This is a genomic window from Streptomyces sp. NPDC087300 (assembly GCF_044744425.1).
Taxonomy (GTDB): Bacteria; Actinomycetota; Actinomycetes; order Streptomycetales; family Streptomycetaceae; genus Streptomyces.
The window spans coordinates 162870-176249 of the sequence record NZ_JBIUYI010000012.1 but is presented as its reverse complement, the minus strand read 5'-3'; the positions used below and the strand labels follow the sequence as shown (position 1 = coordinate 176249).

Sequence of the window (13380 nt, the reverse complement as noted above, 5' to 3'; positions counted from 1 at the left end):
ACCCGAATTGGTCAGGAGTGGTGGTCCTTGCTCATCTCCATCCGACCAAATCGGCCGCCGAGAAGCGTCAGACCCCGGGCGCAACTCCACGTACTGCCACGGGATGAGACGGAGGGGCGGCGCCTCCCCCGACCCGTAGGGGTGATCACCGACGCAGGAACACGTAGTCCGCCCGGTAGGGCACGGCCACGGTCTCGCCGGGCGTGCAATCACGCGCGGGCTGGACGCCGCCGACGGTGTTGAGCCGCAGGATCTCCGCCGTCGCCGAGAGCAGGCCGCCGCGCCCGCCGAACTGCCGGGCCCTGAGGGCGAGCTCGGGGATGTTCCCGGCCCCGTTCGGGGTCTTGGAGATCAACCGGGCGCTGACGCCGCTGCGGTCGGGAGCGACCCACTGCGGCGTACCGGAGCCGGGCGCGGTGAAGCGGTGCGCGATGCCGCCGCCGAGCACGGCCCGCACGTCGCGTTGCGCGAAGGCGTACGTCCCCGAGCCGTCGCCGGCCTTCTCGCACGCGTAGATCTGCTTGCCGCGCACCACGGACGCCTGGAAGGCGGCCGGGGCGTCGCGGAAGTCGACGTCCGTACCCACCCTGTTGAGCTGGCCGCGGACGGCGCCGCCGGGGAACTCGGCGGTGTGCAGGTTGGCGTAGAAGCGGTGCGGGTCCGCCGTCAGCCGGGCGAGCAGCGCGGCGTCGTCGACCCTGACGGTGCCGGTGACGCTGTTTCCTCCGCGCTTCTTGAGCAGCCCGGTGAAGTCGACCTCGACGCCGCCGTTGGCGCCCTTGTCGCCTTGGTGGATGTGGAGGGCGGTGGGCCTGCCGGTGCCGCGCCACTTGACCGTGACGGACACCCGGTCGCCCTTGACCTCGACGGACTCAAGGGCCCTGCCGTCCTTGTCGCCGACGGCCGGTCCGCCGGGCACCGGCACCTCGTTCGCACCGTTCATGCTCGCGACGAGGACGGTGCCGCCGCGGCCGCCGGTCTCACCGCCCCGGCCGCCCTGGCCGCCGCCCGAGCTGTTGGCGACGCCCGGCCAGGCCGCCAAGGAGACGGTCGCGGCCGCGGCGACCACGACCGTGGAGCCGAGCAGGGTGCGTCGGCGGCTCGTGCCGACGGTGGTCCTGGTGAAGGTGCCCATGATCCGTGATCTCCCCGTACCGGAGCCGGCGCCCCCTGCGCCGGCTTCTGGGCATGCGTACGGAAGGGATCCGAGCCTGGACTCAATCCAGCCTGGAGAGACCGACGTGACCTACGTCACACCGAAGGACCTCAGCCGGCCCGGTGCACCACCAGGTCGCAGAGCTCCACCAGGGACGCCTTCGCGTCGCACTCCGGCAGCGGCGCGAGCGCGGCCCGCGCCTCCTCCGCGTACCGCACGGTGTCCCTGCGGGCCTGTTCGAGCGCCGGGTGGGCGCGCAGCCTGGTGAGCGCCTCCGCGTGCCGCGCGTCGTCCGTGAGGTCGGAGTCGAGCAGCTCGCTCAGGGCGATGTCCTCGGCGAGCCCGAGCCGCGCCACGCGCTCGCGCAGCCGCAGGACCGGCAGCGTGGGGATGCCCTCGCGCAGGTCCGTGCCGGGTGTCTTGCCCGACTCGTGGGAGTCGGACGCGATGTCGAGGACGTCGTCGGCGAGCTGGAAGGCGACGCCGAGGCGCTCGCCGTACTGCGTGAGGACGTCGACGACGGTCTCGTCCGCGCCCGACATCATCGCGCCGAACCGGCACGCCACGGCGACGAGCGATCCCGTCTTACCGCCGAGCACGTCGAGGTAGTGGTCGACCGGGTCGCGTCCCTCGGTCGGCCCCGCCGTCTCCAGGATCTGGCCGGTGACCAGGCGTTCGAACGCCTCGGCCTGGATCCGGACGGCCTCGGGGCCGAGGTCGGCCAGGATGTAGGAGGCGCGGGCGAAGAGGAAGTCGCCGGTCAGGACGGCCACCGAGTTGCCCCAGCGCTGGTTGGCGCTGTCCACGCCGCGGCGCACGTCCGCCTCGTCCATCACGTCGTCGTGGTAGAGCGTCGCGAGGTGGGTGAGCTCGACGACCACGGCGGAGGGCACGACGCCCGGTGCGTAGGGGTCGCCGAACTGGGAGGCGAGCATGACCAGGAGGGGGCGGAAGCGCTTGCCCCCGGCGCGGACGAGGTGCTGGGCGGCCTCCGTGATGAACGGGACCTCGCTCTTGGTGGCCTCGAGCAGGCCCTCCTCGACAGCCGCCAACCCGGCCTGGACATCGGCTTCGAGAGCCTGGTCCCGCACGCTAAGACCGAACGGCCCGACGACGGTCACGAGAGGTTCTCCTGTCTGCTGACGATCACATGGCGAACTCGGTCGATCATTGGATCTCGGTCCGATGACACGGTTTGTCGATGTGTCGCTGCCATCACTCAAGTCAGCGTATCCGGTCGACTTTCGATCACGGCGAGCACCTGCCCGCCCAAAGGCGGCCAGGCGGAGTGCAATCTCCCCCGGTATGTTCTTGATCAGCCCATACGACCGAGAAGGCAAGACCGCACCACAAGAACCGTAACGACCGGGAGCAGCCGCTTTGTCCCGTACTACGGCCGAGTACGAGCCGCCCGCAGAGCCGCCGACGGACCCGCCGGCGGCCGACGACCACGCCTTCTTCGGGCAGCCTCGCGGTCTGCTCACCCTCTCCGGCCTGGAGGTCTGGGAGCGGTTCTCGTTCCTCGGCATGCAGGCCATCCTGGTCCTCTACTTCGCCGACTCCGTCGCGAACGACGGCATGGGGATGGATCCCGGCACGGCCGCATCGGTCTCGGCGGCGTACGGGACGCTGGTCTATCTGGTCTCCGTGGCCGGCGGCTGGCTCGCCGACCGCATCCTCGGCTCGTACCGCGCGGTCCTGTGGGGCGGCGTCCTGATCGCCTGCGGCCACTACTCGATGGCGGTGCCGACCCCGACGATGACGTGGGTGGGCCTCGGCCTGATCAGCGCGGGCACCGGGCTGCTCAAGCCGAACGTCGCCTCGATGGTCGGCAAGCTCTACCGCACCGAGGACCAGCGGCGCGACGCCGGTTTCGCGCTCTACTACATGGCGATCAACGTCGGCGCCTTCGCGGGCCCGCTGATCACCGGCTGGCTCGGCGACCACAAAGGCTGGCACTGGGGCTTCTCGGCGGCCGCGATCGGCATGACGTTCGGCCTGATCCAGTACGTCGCGGGGCGGCGTCACCTCGCGGGGCGCAAGGCGTCCGCCGAGTTCGCACTGCCCAGGGACGCGATGCGCAGGGCGGTCCTGACGATCGTGGCGGGGCTGGCCGCCCTCGCACTGGTCGCGGGCGTCCTGGCGGCCGTCGGCTGGCTGACCATGGACCGCTTCGTCGACCTGCTCACGCTCATCTCGGTGATCGCGCCGGCCGTCTACTTCGCGGTGATGTTCCGCAGTCCGCGCGTCACGGGCGAGGAGCGCCGCAGGCTGCGCCCCTACGTGGTGCTCTTCCTCGCCTCGGTGGTCTTCAACTTCATCCTCTTCCAGGCGTACTCGACGATGATGCTGCTCGCGTCGACGAACGCGCGGACGTCGATCCTCGGCTTCCACTTCCCCGCCAGCTGGTACGCCTCCGCGCTCGGCGCCTTCGAGGTCGCGCTCGCCCCCGTCGTCGCCACCCTGTGGGCGCGGATGGGCCCGCGCCAGCCGCACGCCTCCAACAAGATCGCCTTCGGTGTGATCCTCGGCGGTCTCTCGTTCCTCCTGATGGTCATCCCGACCTCGGGGCACACCGGCGACACCTACAAGATGGCCGCCTGGTGGATCGTCGGCTCGTACCTGCTGCTCGGGCTCGGTGACGTGCTCCTGGAGACCTCGGGCATGTCGGCCACCACGAAGCTCGCCCCGAAGGCCTTCGCCAGCCAGACCATGGCCCTCTGGTTCCTGTCCCTCGCGCTCGCCAACGGCATCCAGGCACAGGTCGTGAAGCTGTACGGAGAGGTCTCCAATCCCGCGTACTTCGGCGTGAACGGCGCCATCGCGGTGCTCGCGGGCATCGCCGTCATCGCGCTCGCCCCCTGGCTGCGCCGCACCATGCACCCCGTCCACTGAGGTTCCTCCCATGTCGCACAGCCCGAAGATCCGGACCGACTTCCCGTACGAGACGACGCACGACGACATCCGCGTACCCCTCACCGACGGGACGAAGCTCTACGCGCGCGTGTGGCGGCCCGTCACGGACGAGCCCGTCCCCGTGCTCCTGGAGTACCTCCCCTACCGGCTGAGCGACTGGACGGCGCCCCGCGACCGGCAGCGCCACCCCTGGTACGCGGGCCACGGCTACGCCTCCGTACGCGTCGACGTGCGCGGCCACGGCAACAGCGAGGGCCTGCCCACCGACGAGTACTCCGCGCAGGAGCTCGCGGACGGCGTCGAGGTCGTGAACTGGCTCGCCGCGCAGCCCTGGTCCAGCGGCAAGGTCGGCATGTTCGGCATCTCCTGGGGCGGCTTCAACTCCCTCCAGATCGCGGCCCTCGCGCCCGAGCCGCTCAAGGCGGTCGTCACGGTCTGCTCCGCGGACGACCGCTATGACAACGACGTGCACTACATGGGTGGTTCCGTCCTCGCGGTGGACATGCACGCCTGGGCGGCGACGATGCTCGCCTTCGTGTCCCGCCCGCCGGACCCGCTGTTCGTCGGCGACGCCTGGCGCGCGATGTGGCTGACCCGCCTCGAAGCCGTCGAACCCCTCATCCACACCTGGCTGGAGCACCAGACCCGCGACGACTACTGGCGGCACGGCAGCGTCTGCGAGGACTACGCGGCGATCGACGCGGCCGTCCTCGCCGTCGGCGGCTGGCACGACCCGTACCGCGACACGGTCCTGCGCCTGGTCGAACACCTGCCCGGCGACGTACGCGGCCTGATCGGCCCCTGGTCGCACCAGTACCCCGACCGCGGCCTGCCGCCGGGGCCCGCGATCGGCTTCCTCCAGGAGACGCTGCGCTGGTGGGACCAGCACCTCAAGGGCATCGACACGGGCGTCATGGCCGAGCCGAAGCTCCGCTCCTGGATCAGCGAATCGCACCCGCCCGCCACCGTCTACGAGGAGCTGCCCGGCGGCTGGACCGGCGAGCCCGCCTGGCCCTCGCCGAACGTCACCCCCCTCTCGTACGCCCTCCAGGGCGCCCCCGTGATCGTCGACTCCCCCCAGCACACCGGGCTCGACGCGGGCCGCTTCTTCCCCTTCGGCAACGACGCCGACCTGCCGCCCGACCAGCGCGACGAGGACGCCAAGTCGGCCTGCTTCGAGTTCGAGGTGCCCGCGCGGGTGCGCGTCCTCGGCCGGCCCAAGGTGACGCTGCGGCTGCGCATGGACGTCCCCTACGGGCAGGCCATCGCGCGCGTGTGCGACGTGGCGCCCGACGGCTCCTCGACGCTGGTCACCCGGGGCGTGCTCAACCTCTCCGCGCGGCACGGCAGGGACCGCGCCGACGCCTGGCCGCCGGGCGCCACCGAGGACGTGACGTTCGAGCTCAACGGCATCGGTCACACGTTCCCGCCAGGACACCGCATCCGCCTCGCCGTCTCCTCCGCGTACTGGCCCTGGATCTGGCCGCAGGCGGATTCCGCGGGCTTCACCCTGGAGCCGGTCGGCAGCTCCCTCGAACTGCCCGTGCGCGAGGGCGACCTGGACCCGGCGATCACCTTCGAGCCCCCCGAGCAGTCGGAACCCCTCGGCGTCGTCCACCCGGCCACCCTGGACGAACAGCGCCCCGAACGGCTCGTCGTACGCGATGTCGCCAAGGGCGAGTGGCGCCTGGAGGTCGACCCGCGCTACGGCGGCACGCGCGTGTACCCCGACGGCCTGGAATTCACCGAGGACGCCCTGGAGACGTACACGATCAACGAGTCCGACCCGCTGAGCGCCCGCACCCGCTCCGACTGGACGATCCGGCTGCACCGGCCCGAACTGGCCTGGGACGTACGCGTCGAGACGCATTCGGAGATCACCTGCGACGCGACGGACTTCATCACCTCGAACGAGGTGGTGTGCAAGGACGGCGACGAGGTCGTCTTCCACCGCACCTGGGAACGGCGGATCCGGCGCACGGCGGGCTGAGGGCCGCGAGCGGTCCCGCCGGGCCGCCCGCGCCGCGCTAGCCGCCCTTCAGCAGGCCTTCGAGCACGACGGCGATCCCGTCGTGCTCGTTGGACAGGGTCAACTCGTCGGCGACCGCCTTGAGTTCGTGGTGGGCGTTGGCCATGGCCACGCCGTGCGCCGCCCACACGAACATCGGGATGTCGTTGGGCATGTCACCGAAGGCGACCGTGTCGGCCGCCGTCAGGCCGAGCCGCTCGGCGGCCAGCGCGAGCCCGGTCGCCTTGGTCACCCCGCACGGCTGGAGCTCCACGGTGCCGGGCCCCGACATCGTCACCGTGGCGAGCGAGCCGACCGCGTCCCTGGCCACCGCGGCCAACTCGTCGTCCGCCAGCGTCGGATGGCGCAGCAGGACCTTGCTGATGGGCTCCTCCCAAAGCACGCCGCGCCCCGGCACCCGCACCGCGGGGAGCGTGGGGTGCGGCATCTCGTACCCCGGCTCGATGAGCGTGAGCCCCTCCACCCCGTCCTGGTCCACGGCCGCGTAGACCTGCCCGACCTCGGCCTCGATCTTGCCGAGCGCGGCCTCGGCGAGCTCGCGGTCGAGGGTCACCGACCACTCCATGCGGTCCGCACGCGCGTCGTAGAGCTGCGCGCCCTGACCGCAGACGGCGAGGCCGTCGTAGCCCAGGTCGTCGAGGAGCGGCTTGACTCTCGGTGCGGGCCGCCCTGTCACCACCAGATGCCGCGCCCCCGCGGCCGCCGTCCGCGCGAGCGCGGTCCGCGACCGGTCGGAGACCGTGTCGTCGCCGCGCAGCAGCGTTCCGTCCAAGTCGGTGGCGATGAGGGCATATGCAATCCGAGCGGCCATGATCGAGAGAATACGGATCCTGAGCCCCGGCGTATGCGGCTTGACAGGGCTGATGTGAGGCCGGATGCGGCCGAGCAGTCCACGGTTCACCGGAAAGTGGAAGATCCCATTCCGGAAAGTGCCCGCCAGGCCTGGGAACACCCGATCATCCGGCCCGCATATGCCCCGCCCGCCCGGCCCGGCAAAGCTCGCCCGCGCGCCTGATCAGCCGTACGCCTGTGCCACGTGCCGCGCGAGCCGCGGCGACGCGAACTCCGTGCCGCACACGAACCGCATCACGGGCCCGAACGAGGAGCCGCCCAGCATTCCGGTGAAGTACAGCCCCGGTATCGACGACGCATAGCCCGCGCCGAGCCTCGGAGTACCGCGGCTCACCGCGAGACGGGCCCGCAGCTCATGGCCGAGGAAGTCCATGGCCTCGATGTCGACCCGGTAGCCCGTCGCCGCCACCACGTGGTCCGCGGTGAGGTCCTCCCTGCGGCCCGCGTGCGTCTCGACGGTCAGGACCGGCTGCCCCTCGCTCACCCGCGAGGTCCTGATGCCGCGCACCTCGCGGGTCTGTACCTTGCCGTCGTACCGGTCGCGCAGCCACCAGGCGCCCAGCGGGCCCAGGATGCGCCGGACCAGGAAGTGCCGTGCCGCGGGCGGCAGATGGCGGTAGGGATCGGCGTGGTAGCTGAGGGCGTACAGCGACCAGGCCCGGCCGAAGGGGGACTCCGGGCGGAACTTCGGCTGCTGCCACGGCGGTTGGCCGAACGCCACCGCGCCCTTGCCGCGGGCCACCACCCGCACCCGCGCGCCCGCCTCCGCGGCGAGCACCGCCGTCTCCAGGGCGGACTGCCCCGCGCCCACCACGATCAGGTCGCGCCCCGAGAAGCGGGACAGGTCGTGCAGCTGCGAGCTGTGCGAGACAGGGCCCGTGGGGGTGGGCCCGTCCGGCACGGCGGCGGCCAGCTCCGCGGGGAGCCTGGCCAGACCCGAGAGGCCCGTGGCGACGACGACCGCGCGGGCCGTGAACTGCTCCCCGGAGTCCAGCTTCAGCTCGAATCCCCCCGGCCCGCGCCGGTCCACGGAGACGACCCTGACCTGCTCCAGGTCGGGCACGAGCTTCTCCTGGAACCACTGCCCGTACCCGACGAAGGTCTCGACGGGGATGATGTCCTCGTCGGTGACCAGGCGCCGGATGCCCGCCGCGTCGCAGTAGTCGAGCAGGGTGTGGCCGCGCTGCGGCGCGTCGATGTTCGAAGCGACCGGGGTCGACTTCAGCAGCATCCCCTCGGGCATGCCGGTCCGCCAACTCACCATCGGCTCGCCGAACACCCGCACCGGAATGCCGCGGGCCCGCAGATGGGCAGCGGTGGACAGGCCGTACGGCCCGGCCCCGATGACTGCTACCGGTTGAGTCACGAAGTCCCTCCCCAGGACGTCACTGCACGCGTGTGCCTACTTCGTGGTCGTGCCGCTGCCGCGGCGGTTGGTCCGCCACAGCTGATACAGATGCTTCGCCCCCGGCCGCACGAACCGGGCGAGCATGGTGAAGAACGGCTTCATGTCGTCCGCGGCCAGCCACGCCAGCTCCGTGCCGCTCGCGCGGGTGGGCGCGTGCGGCGTCGTGTATCCGCTGCGGCGGTACGCGAGCAGGGCCGGCAGGTCGATGTTCTCCACCACGTACCGATGACCGGCGCGCTGTTCCCCCTCCGGAACGGCACGCCCCGTCAGATCCAGGTGCATCGCACGGACGACGTCGACGCCCGACTCGCTCTCGAAGAGCCGGAACTGGGCGCCCATGCGCGGGTTGAAGTCGAGCAGCTTGTACTGACCGTCGCGCCGGTCGAAGCGCAGGTCCAGGTCGATGACGCCGGTGAAGCCGATCTGCTTGATGAAACGCGCGGCGAGGTCGGCGAGTTCCGGATTGTCCACGACGTACGCGTTCGCCGTCATGCCCGCGTGCGGCGGCCAGGAGCGGACCTTGACGCCGGTGAACATCGCGCGCGGCATCGAGTCGGCGCCGAAGTACGCGTGCACGATCCAGTCCTCGGCCTGCTCGCGCGGCAGGTACTCCTGAAGTATCACGCCGGGCCGCTCGCCCCAGTCGCGAGACAGTTCGAGCAGGCCACGCGGGGTCTCTATCCGCGTCGTGCCGTTCACCGCGGGGCGCGCGCGCCGGGTGAACGCCTCCCGGTTCTTGGCCACCACGGGGAAGCGCGCCGACGCCGCGAACCGCGCTATGTCCGCCCTGCTCTCGGGGAACGACGCGGTGGGCGAGGCGATGCCGTGCTCCACGCACAGCTCGTGCAGCCCCTGCTTGCTGGCGAGCCGGCGCGGCAGTTCCGCTTCCACCCGGGGGAAGAGGAATCCACCGAATCCCGTGCCGGTCCCCGACAGCTCGTCCTGGTGCTCGGCGATCAGGACGGCCGCCTCCTCGTCGGTGGGGATGAGGACGGTCGGCCTGCCGATGCTGCGCCCTATCCGCAGCAGCCCGTCGACGAGGCGCTCCGGCTCTTCCGTCCCGGTGGTCGGCCAGGGGAAGGCACGGGTCAGATGGCGGGAGGCGGCGGCCGGCGTGAGGCGGTCCTCCGTGATCGCGTACATGGGCACGCCGAGGCGGCCGAGACTGCGGATCGCGCCCACGCCGCCGTGGTGCAACGGGTAGTTGCCGAACTTGACGATGAGACCCGGAACGTTCCGGTCCGGTGTGAGTCGCGCGCTGTCGGACATCCTGGCCACGGGTCCCCCCACGTATGCCCCCTACCGACCCGGACCCACCCCGTCCGCGTCCCCCACCAAAGGACGCTAAGCCGGAATTGAGCACTCCAGCAAGGCTTATTCGGACATTGCGAACTCTTTAGGCACTGCCGAAACAGGGGGCCGCACACGTAACGTGTGGCACACCCCTATGGAAAGCGAGGCAGGTACGCATGTCCGAGCAGACCCCGCTCGATCCGGCCGCCGACGACTCCCGCGGCCTCCCCGAGGGCGACTCCTCCGGCCGTCCCGCGGGCGACCCCGGCCTGCCCGACGGTGATCCCTTCGGCCTGCCCGAGGGCGACCCCTTCGGCCCGCACAACCTCCCCTACGGAGTGTTCTCCCTGGCCGGGGAGGGCGAAGGCCGGCGCAGGGTCGGCGTGCGGCTCGGCTCGTACGTCCTGGACGCGGGCGCCGCGGCCGCCGCACTCGGCTCCCCCTACGTGTCGCTGCTCGCGCGGGCGACGCTCAACCCGCTGCTCGCCGCGGGCCGCACCGCGTGGTCCGACGTGCGGCGCGCGCTGACCGCCTGGGTGACCGTCCCGGCCCACCGCGAGGCCGTACGCCCCTTGCTGCACCCGCTGTCCGAAGTCACGCTGCACCTCCCCTTCGAGGTCGCGGACTACGTCGATTTCTACGCGTCGGAGCACCACGCGACCCACCTGGGCCAGATCTTCCGCCCGGACGCACCGACCCCACTGACCCCCAACTGGAAGCACCTGCCCATCGGTTACCACGGCCGGTCCGGCACCGTTGTGGTCTCGGGGACCGAGGTGGTACGCCCGACCGGCCAGCGCAAGGCGCCCGCCGACAGCGCCCCCGTCTTCGGTCCCTCGGTGCGGCTCGACATCGAGGCGGAGGTCGGCTTCGTCGTCGGCGCCCCCTCCGCGCACGGCACCCCCGTACCGCTCACGGACTTCCGTGAGCACGTCTTCGGCCTCTGCCTCCTCAACGACTGGTCGGCGCGCGACATCCAGGCCTGGGAGTACGTTCCGCTCGGCCCCTTCCTCGGCAAGTCCTTCGCCACCTCCGTGTCCGCGTGGATCACCCCTCTGGAGGCGCTCGACGCGGCCCGCGTCTCGCCCCCGGAGCGCACCCACCAGCTGCTGCCCTACCTGGACGACTCCGCGGAGTCGGTGGCGGACGAGCCGGGCGGCTACGACCTGCGCATGACCGTGACCCTCAACGGCCAGGTGATCTCCGAGCCGCCGTTCTCCAGCGTGTACTGGACGGCCGCCCAGCAGCTGACCCACATGACGGTCAACGGCGCCTCCCTGCGCACCGGTGACCTCTACGGCTCGGGCACGGTGAGCGGGCCCGCGGCGGGCCAGTACGGCTCCCTGATCGAGATCACCTGGAACGGCCGCGACCCGCTCGAACTCCCGGACGGCAAGCGCTCGTTCCTCGAAGACGGCGACGAGGTCACCCTCTCGGCCTGGGCACCGGGCCCGAACGGGACCCGGGTGGGACTCGGCGAGGTGACGGGGCGGATCTCGGCGGCGCGCTGAGACCGACCGACGAGACCGTCGAGACCGGCGAGACCGTCGAGACCTTGGGCAGGGGGGCGGCTCCGCGTGGAGCCGCCCCCCCCTCCCGTGTCCGGCCCGCGCGCACCCGGCCTACGCGTCCCAGTCCGGCTCCTCGTCACCCCACTCCGGCTCCGGCTCGTCGCTCGACAGGCGTCCCGCACCGGCGGTGGCGGTGGCGGTGGCCGTGGCGGTCGCGGTGGCGTCCCCCGCGCCGCCCCCGGCGCCAGGCGCCCCGCCGAGGAACTCGGCGACGACACCGACCACTCCCTCGCCGTACGTCGCCCGCTTCTTCTCGCCCACGCCGCTGATGCCCGACAGGTCGGCGACCGACGTCGGGCGCAGCGTGGCGATCTCGCGGAGCGTGGCGTCGTGGAAGATGACGTACGCCGGGACGCCCTGCTCCTTGGCCTGGGCGCCGCGCCAGGCGCGCAGCGCCTCGAAGAGCGGCACCTCTTCCTGGGGCAGCTCGGCGACCGCCGCCGCGGACTTCGCCTTGCGCTCGCCCTTGGACGCCCGCGCCGCCGGAGCCCGCTTCGGCTCCTTGCGCAGCCGCACGTCACGCTCCCTGCCGAGCACGGTGCCGCTCGTCTCGGTGAGCACCAGCGTGCCGTACTCCCCCTCGACCGCGATGAGGCCCTGGGCCAGCAACTGCCGGACCACGCCCCGCCATTCGGCCTCCGCGAGCTCCTCGCCGATGCCGAAGACGGACAGCTGGTCGTGGTCGAACTGGATGACCTTGGCGGTCTTCTTGCCGAGCAGGATGTCGATGATCTGGCCCGTGCCGAACTTCTGGCCGCGCTCGCGCTGCAGCCGCACGACGGTGGAGAGCACCTTCTGCGCCGCCACCGTGCCGTCCCAGGTCTCGGGCGGGGTGAGGCAGGTGTCGCAGTTGCCGCAGGACTCCGCGCCCGCCTCCTGTCCGAAGTAGGTCAGGAGCTGGGCGCGACGGCACTGGGCGGTCTCGCACAGCGCCAGCATCGAGTCCAGGTGCGAGGCGGCCCGCCGCCGGAACGCCTCGTCGCCCTCGCCGCCCTGGATCAGCTTGCGCTGCTGGACGACGTCCTGCAGCCCGTAGGCCATCCAGGCCGTGGAGGGCGCCCCGTCGCGGCCCGCGCGGCCCGTCTCCTGGTAGTACCCCTCGACGGACTTCGGCAGGTCGAGGTGGGCGACGAAGCGGACGTCCGGCTTGTCGATGCCCATGCCGAAGGCGATCGTGGCGCAGACGACGAGGCCCTCCTCCCGCAGGAAGCGGGCCTGGTTCGTCGCGCGCGTGCCGCCGTCCAGGCCCGCGTGGTACGGAACGGCCTCGATCCCGTTCTTGCAGAGGAACTCGGCGGTCTTCTCGACCGAGTTCCGCGAGAGGCAGTAGACGATGCCCGCGTCGCCCGCGTGCTCCTCCTTCAGGAAGGACAGGAGCTGCTTCTTCGGCTCGGCCTTGGGCACGATGCGGTACTGGATGTTGGGCCGGTCGAAGCTCGCCACGAAGTGCTTGGCGTCGGGCATGCCGAGCCGCTCGGTGATCTCCCGGTGCGTGGCGTGCGTGGCCGTCGCCGTGAGCGCGATGCGGGGCACGTCGGGCCAGCGCTGGCCGAGCACGGAGAGCGCCAGGTAGTCCGGCCGGAAGTCATGCCCCCACTGCGCGACACAGTGCGCCTCGTCGATCGCGAAGACGGAGATCTTGCCCCGCGAGAGGAGGTCGAGGGTGGCGTCCAGGCGCAGCCGCTCCGGCGCCAGATACAGCACGTCGAGCTCGCCCGCGAGGAACTCCGCCTCCATCACGCGCCGCTCGTCGAAGTCCTGCGTGGAGTTGATGAACCCCGCCCGCACGCCGAGCGCCCGCAGCGCGTCCACCTGGTCCTGCATGAGCGCGATGAGCGGCGAGACCACGACTCCCGTGCCCGGTCTGACCAGCGCGGGGATCTGGTAGCAGAGGGACTTGCCGCCGCCGGTGGGCATGAGGACGACGGCGTCCCCGCCGCCCACCACATGCTCGATGATCCCTTCCTGCTCGCCTCGGAACGCGTCGTACCCGAAGACGCGATGGAGCGTCCGCAGCGCGTCGCTCTCCGTCACCGAACCCGCCACCGGGTCCGGTGCCGTCACCTCGCTCATGCCACTGATCCCATCCATCGCCCTGTCCCCCGCCGTACCGGTCGTCCCCGTCGCACGTCCTGCCTCGACCACTGCCTCCACG

At 71.7% G+C, this 13380-nt stretch carries 9 protein-coding genes; 3 read left to right on the top strand and 6 right to left on the bottom strand.

What is annotated here, in order from left to right; translation table 11 throughout:
• Positions 1 to 145 precede the first annotated feature (145 nt).
• Positions 146 to 1135 (bottom strand): CHRD domain-containing protein, encoded by a 990-nt coding sequence (locus ACIO9J_RS38085; RefSeq protein WP_402009635.1) that lies wholly within the window; start codon positions 1133 to 1135, stop codon positions 146 to 148.
• Positions 1136 to 1266: 131 nt separating this feature from the next.
• On the bottom strand, positions 1267 to 2277 hold the full coding sequence (locus ACIO9J_RS38080) for a polyprenyl synthetase family protein (RefSeq protein ID WP_402009633.1): 1011 nt from the start codon (positions 2275 to 2277) through the stop codon (positions 1267 to 1269).
• 259 nt (positions 2278 to 2536) lie between these two features.
• Between ACIO9J_RS38080 and ACIO9J_RS38075 the strand changes: the two genes are divergently transcribed.
• Both ACIO9J_RS38075 and ACIO9J_RS38070 read left to right on the top strand, forming a co-directional pair.
• On the top strand, positions 2537 to 4051 hold the full coding sequence (locus ACIO9J_RS38075; protein WP_402009631.1) for a peptide MFS transporter: 1515 nt from the start codon (positions 2537 to 2539) through the stop codon (positions 4049 to 4051).
• A 10-nt stretch (positions 4052 to 4061) separates the two neighbouring features.
• A complete protein-coding gene (locus ACIO9J_RS38070; RefSeq protein WP_402009630.1) occupies positions 4062 to 6062 on the top strand; it encodes a CocE/NonD family hydrolase in 2001 nt (666 codons plus the stop codon).
• A 37-nt stretch (positions 6063 to 6099) separates the two neighbouring features.
• Here the strand turns inward: ACIO9J_RS38070 and ACIO9J_RS38065 are convergent, their stop codons facing one another.
• The 3 genes from ACIO9J_RS38065 to ACIO9J_RS38055 all read right to left on the bottom strand — a co-directional run bounded on the left by ACIO9J_RS38065 (position 6100) and on the right by ACIO9J_RS38055 (position 9630).
• Entirely contained in the window at positions 6100 to 6912 is an 813-nt protein-coding gene (locus ACIO9J_RS38065; protein WP_402009628.1) for an HAD family hydrolase, read from the bottom strand.
• A gap of 204 nt (positions 6913 to 7116) precedes the next feature.
• Positions 7117 to 8319, bottom strand: coding sequence for an FAD-dependent oxidoreductase (locus ACIO9J_RS38060; protein WP_402009626.1), 1203 nt, complete (start codon positions 8317 to 8319; stop codon positions 7117 to 7119).
• A gap of 36 nt (positions 8320 to 8355) precedes the next feature.
• Positions 8356 to 9630 (bottom strand): ATP-grasp domain-containing protein, encoded by a 1275-nt coding sequence (locus ACIO9J_RS38055; protein WP_402009775.1) that lies wholly within the window; start codon positions 9628 to 9630, stop codon positions 8356 to 8358.
• A 200-nt stretch (positions 9631 to 9830) separates the two neighbouring features.
• Between ACIO9J_RS38055 and fahA the strand changes: the two genes are divergently transcribed.
• The gene (gene fahA, locus ACIO9J_RS38050; protein ID WP_402009625.1) at positions 9831 to 11165 is read left to right on the top strand and encodes a fumarylacetoacetase; all 1335 of its coding nucleotides are present in this window, start codon (positions 9831 to 9833) and stop codon (positions 11163 to 11165) included.
• Between the two features lie 111 nt (positions 11166 to 11276).
• On the opposite strand, the gene recQ is transcribed toward fahA, so the two are convergent.
• Positions 11277 to 13298 carry a DNA helicase RecQ gene (gene recQ, locus ACIO9J_RS38045; RefSeq protein WP_402009623.1) on the bottom strand — a complete coding sequence of 674 codons (2022 nt, stop codon included), beginning with the start codon at positions 13296 to 13298 and terminating at the stop codon, positions 11277 to 11279.
• Positions 13299 to 13380: the final 82 nt, after the last annotated feature.

What these genes read in the sequence shown, in the direction of transcription:
- ACIO9J_RS38085 (WP_402009635.1), bottom strand. Translation starts at nt 1,135, where the DNA reads ATGGGCACCTTCACCAGGACCACCGTCGGCACGAGCCGCCGACGCACC.
- ACIO9J_RS38070 (WP_402009630.1), top strand. Translation starts at nt 4,062, where the DNA reads ATGTCGCACAGCCCGAAGATCCGGACCGACTTCCCGTACGAGACGACG.
- ACIO9J_RS38065 (WP_402009628.1), bottom strand. Translation starts at nt 6,912, where the DNA reads ATGGCCGCTCGGATTGCATATGCCCTCATCGCCACCGACTTGGACGGA.
- ACIO9J_RS38055 (WP_402009775.1), bottom strand. Translation starts at nt 9,630, where the DNA reads ATGTCCGACAGCGCGCGACTCACACCGGACCGGAACGTTCCGGGTCTC.
- fahA (WP_402009625.1), top strand. Translation starts at nt 9,831, where the DNA reads ATGTCCGAGCAGACCCCGCTCGATCCGGCCGCCGACGACTCCCGCGGC.
- recQ (WP_402009623.1), bottom strand. Translation starts at nt 13,298, where the DNA reads ATGAGCGAGGTGACGGCACCGGACCCGGTGGCGGGTTCGGTGACGGAG.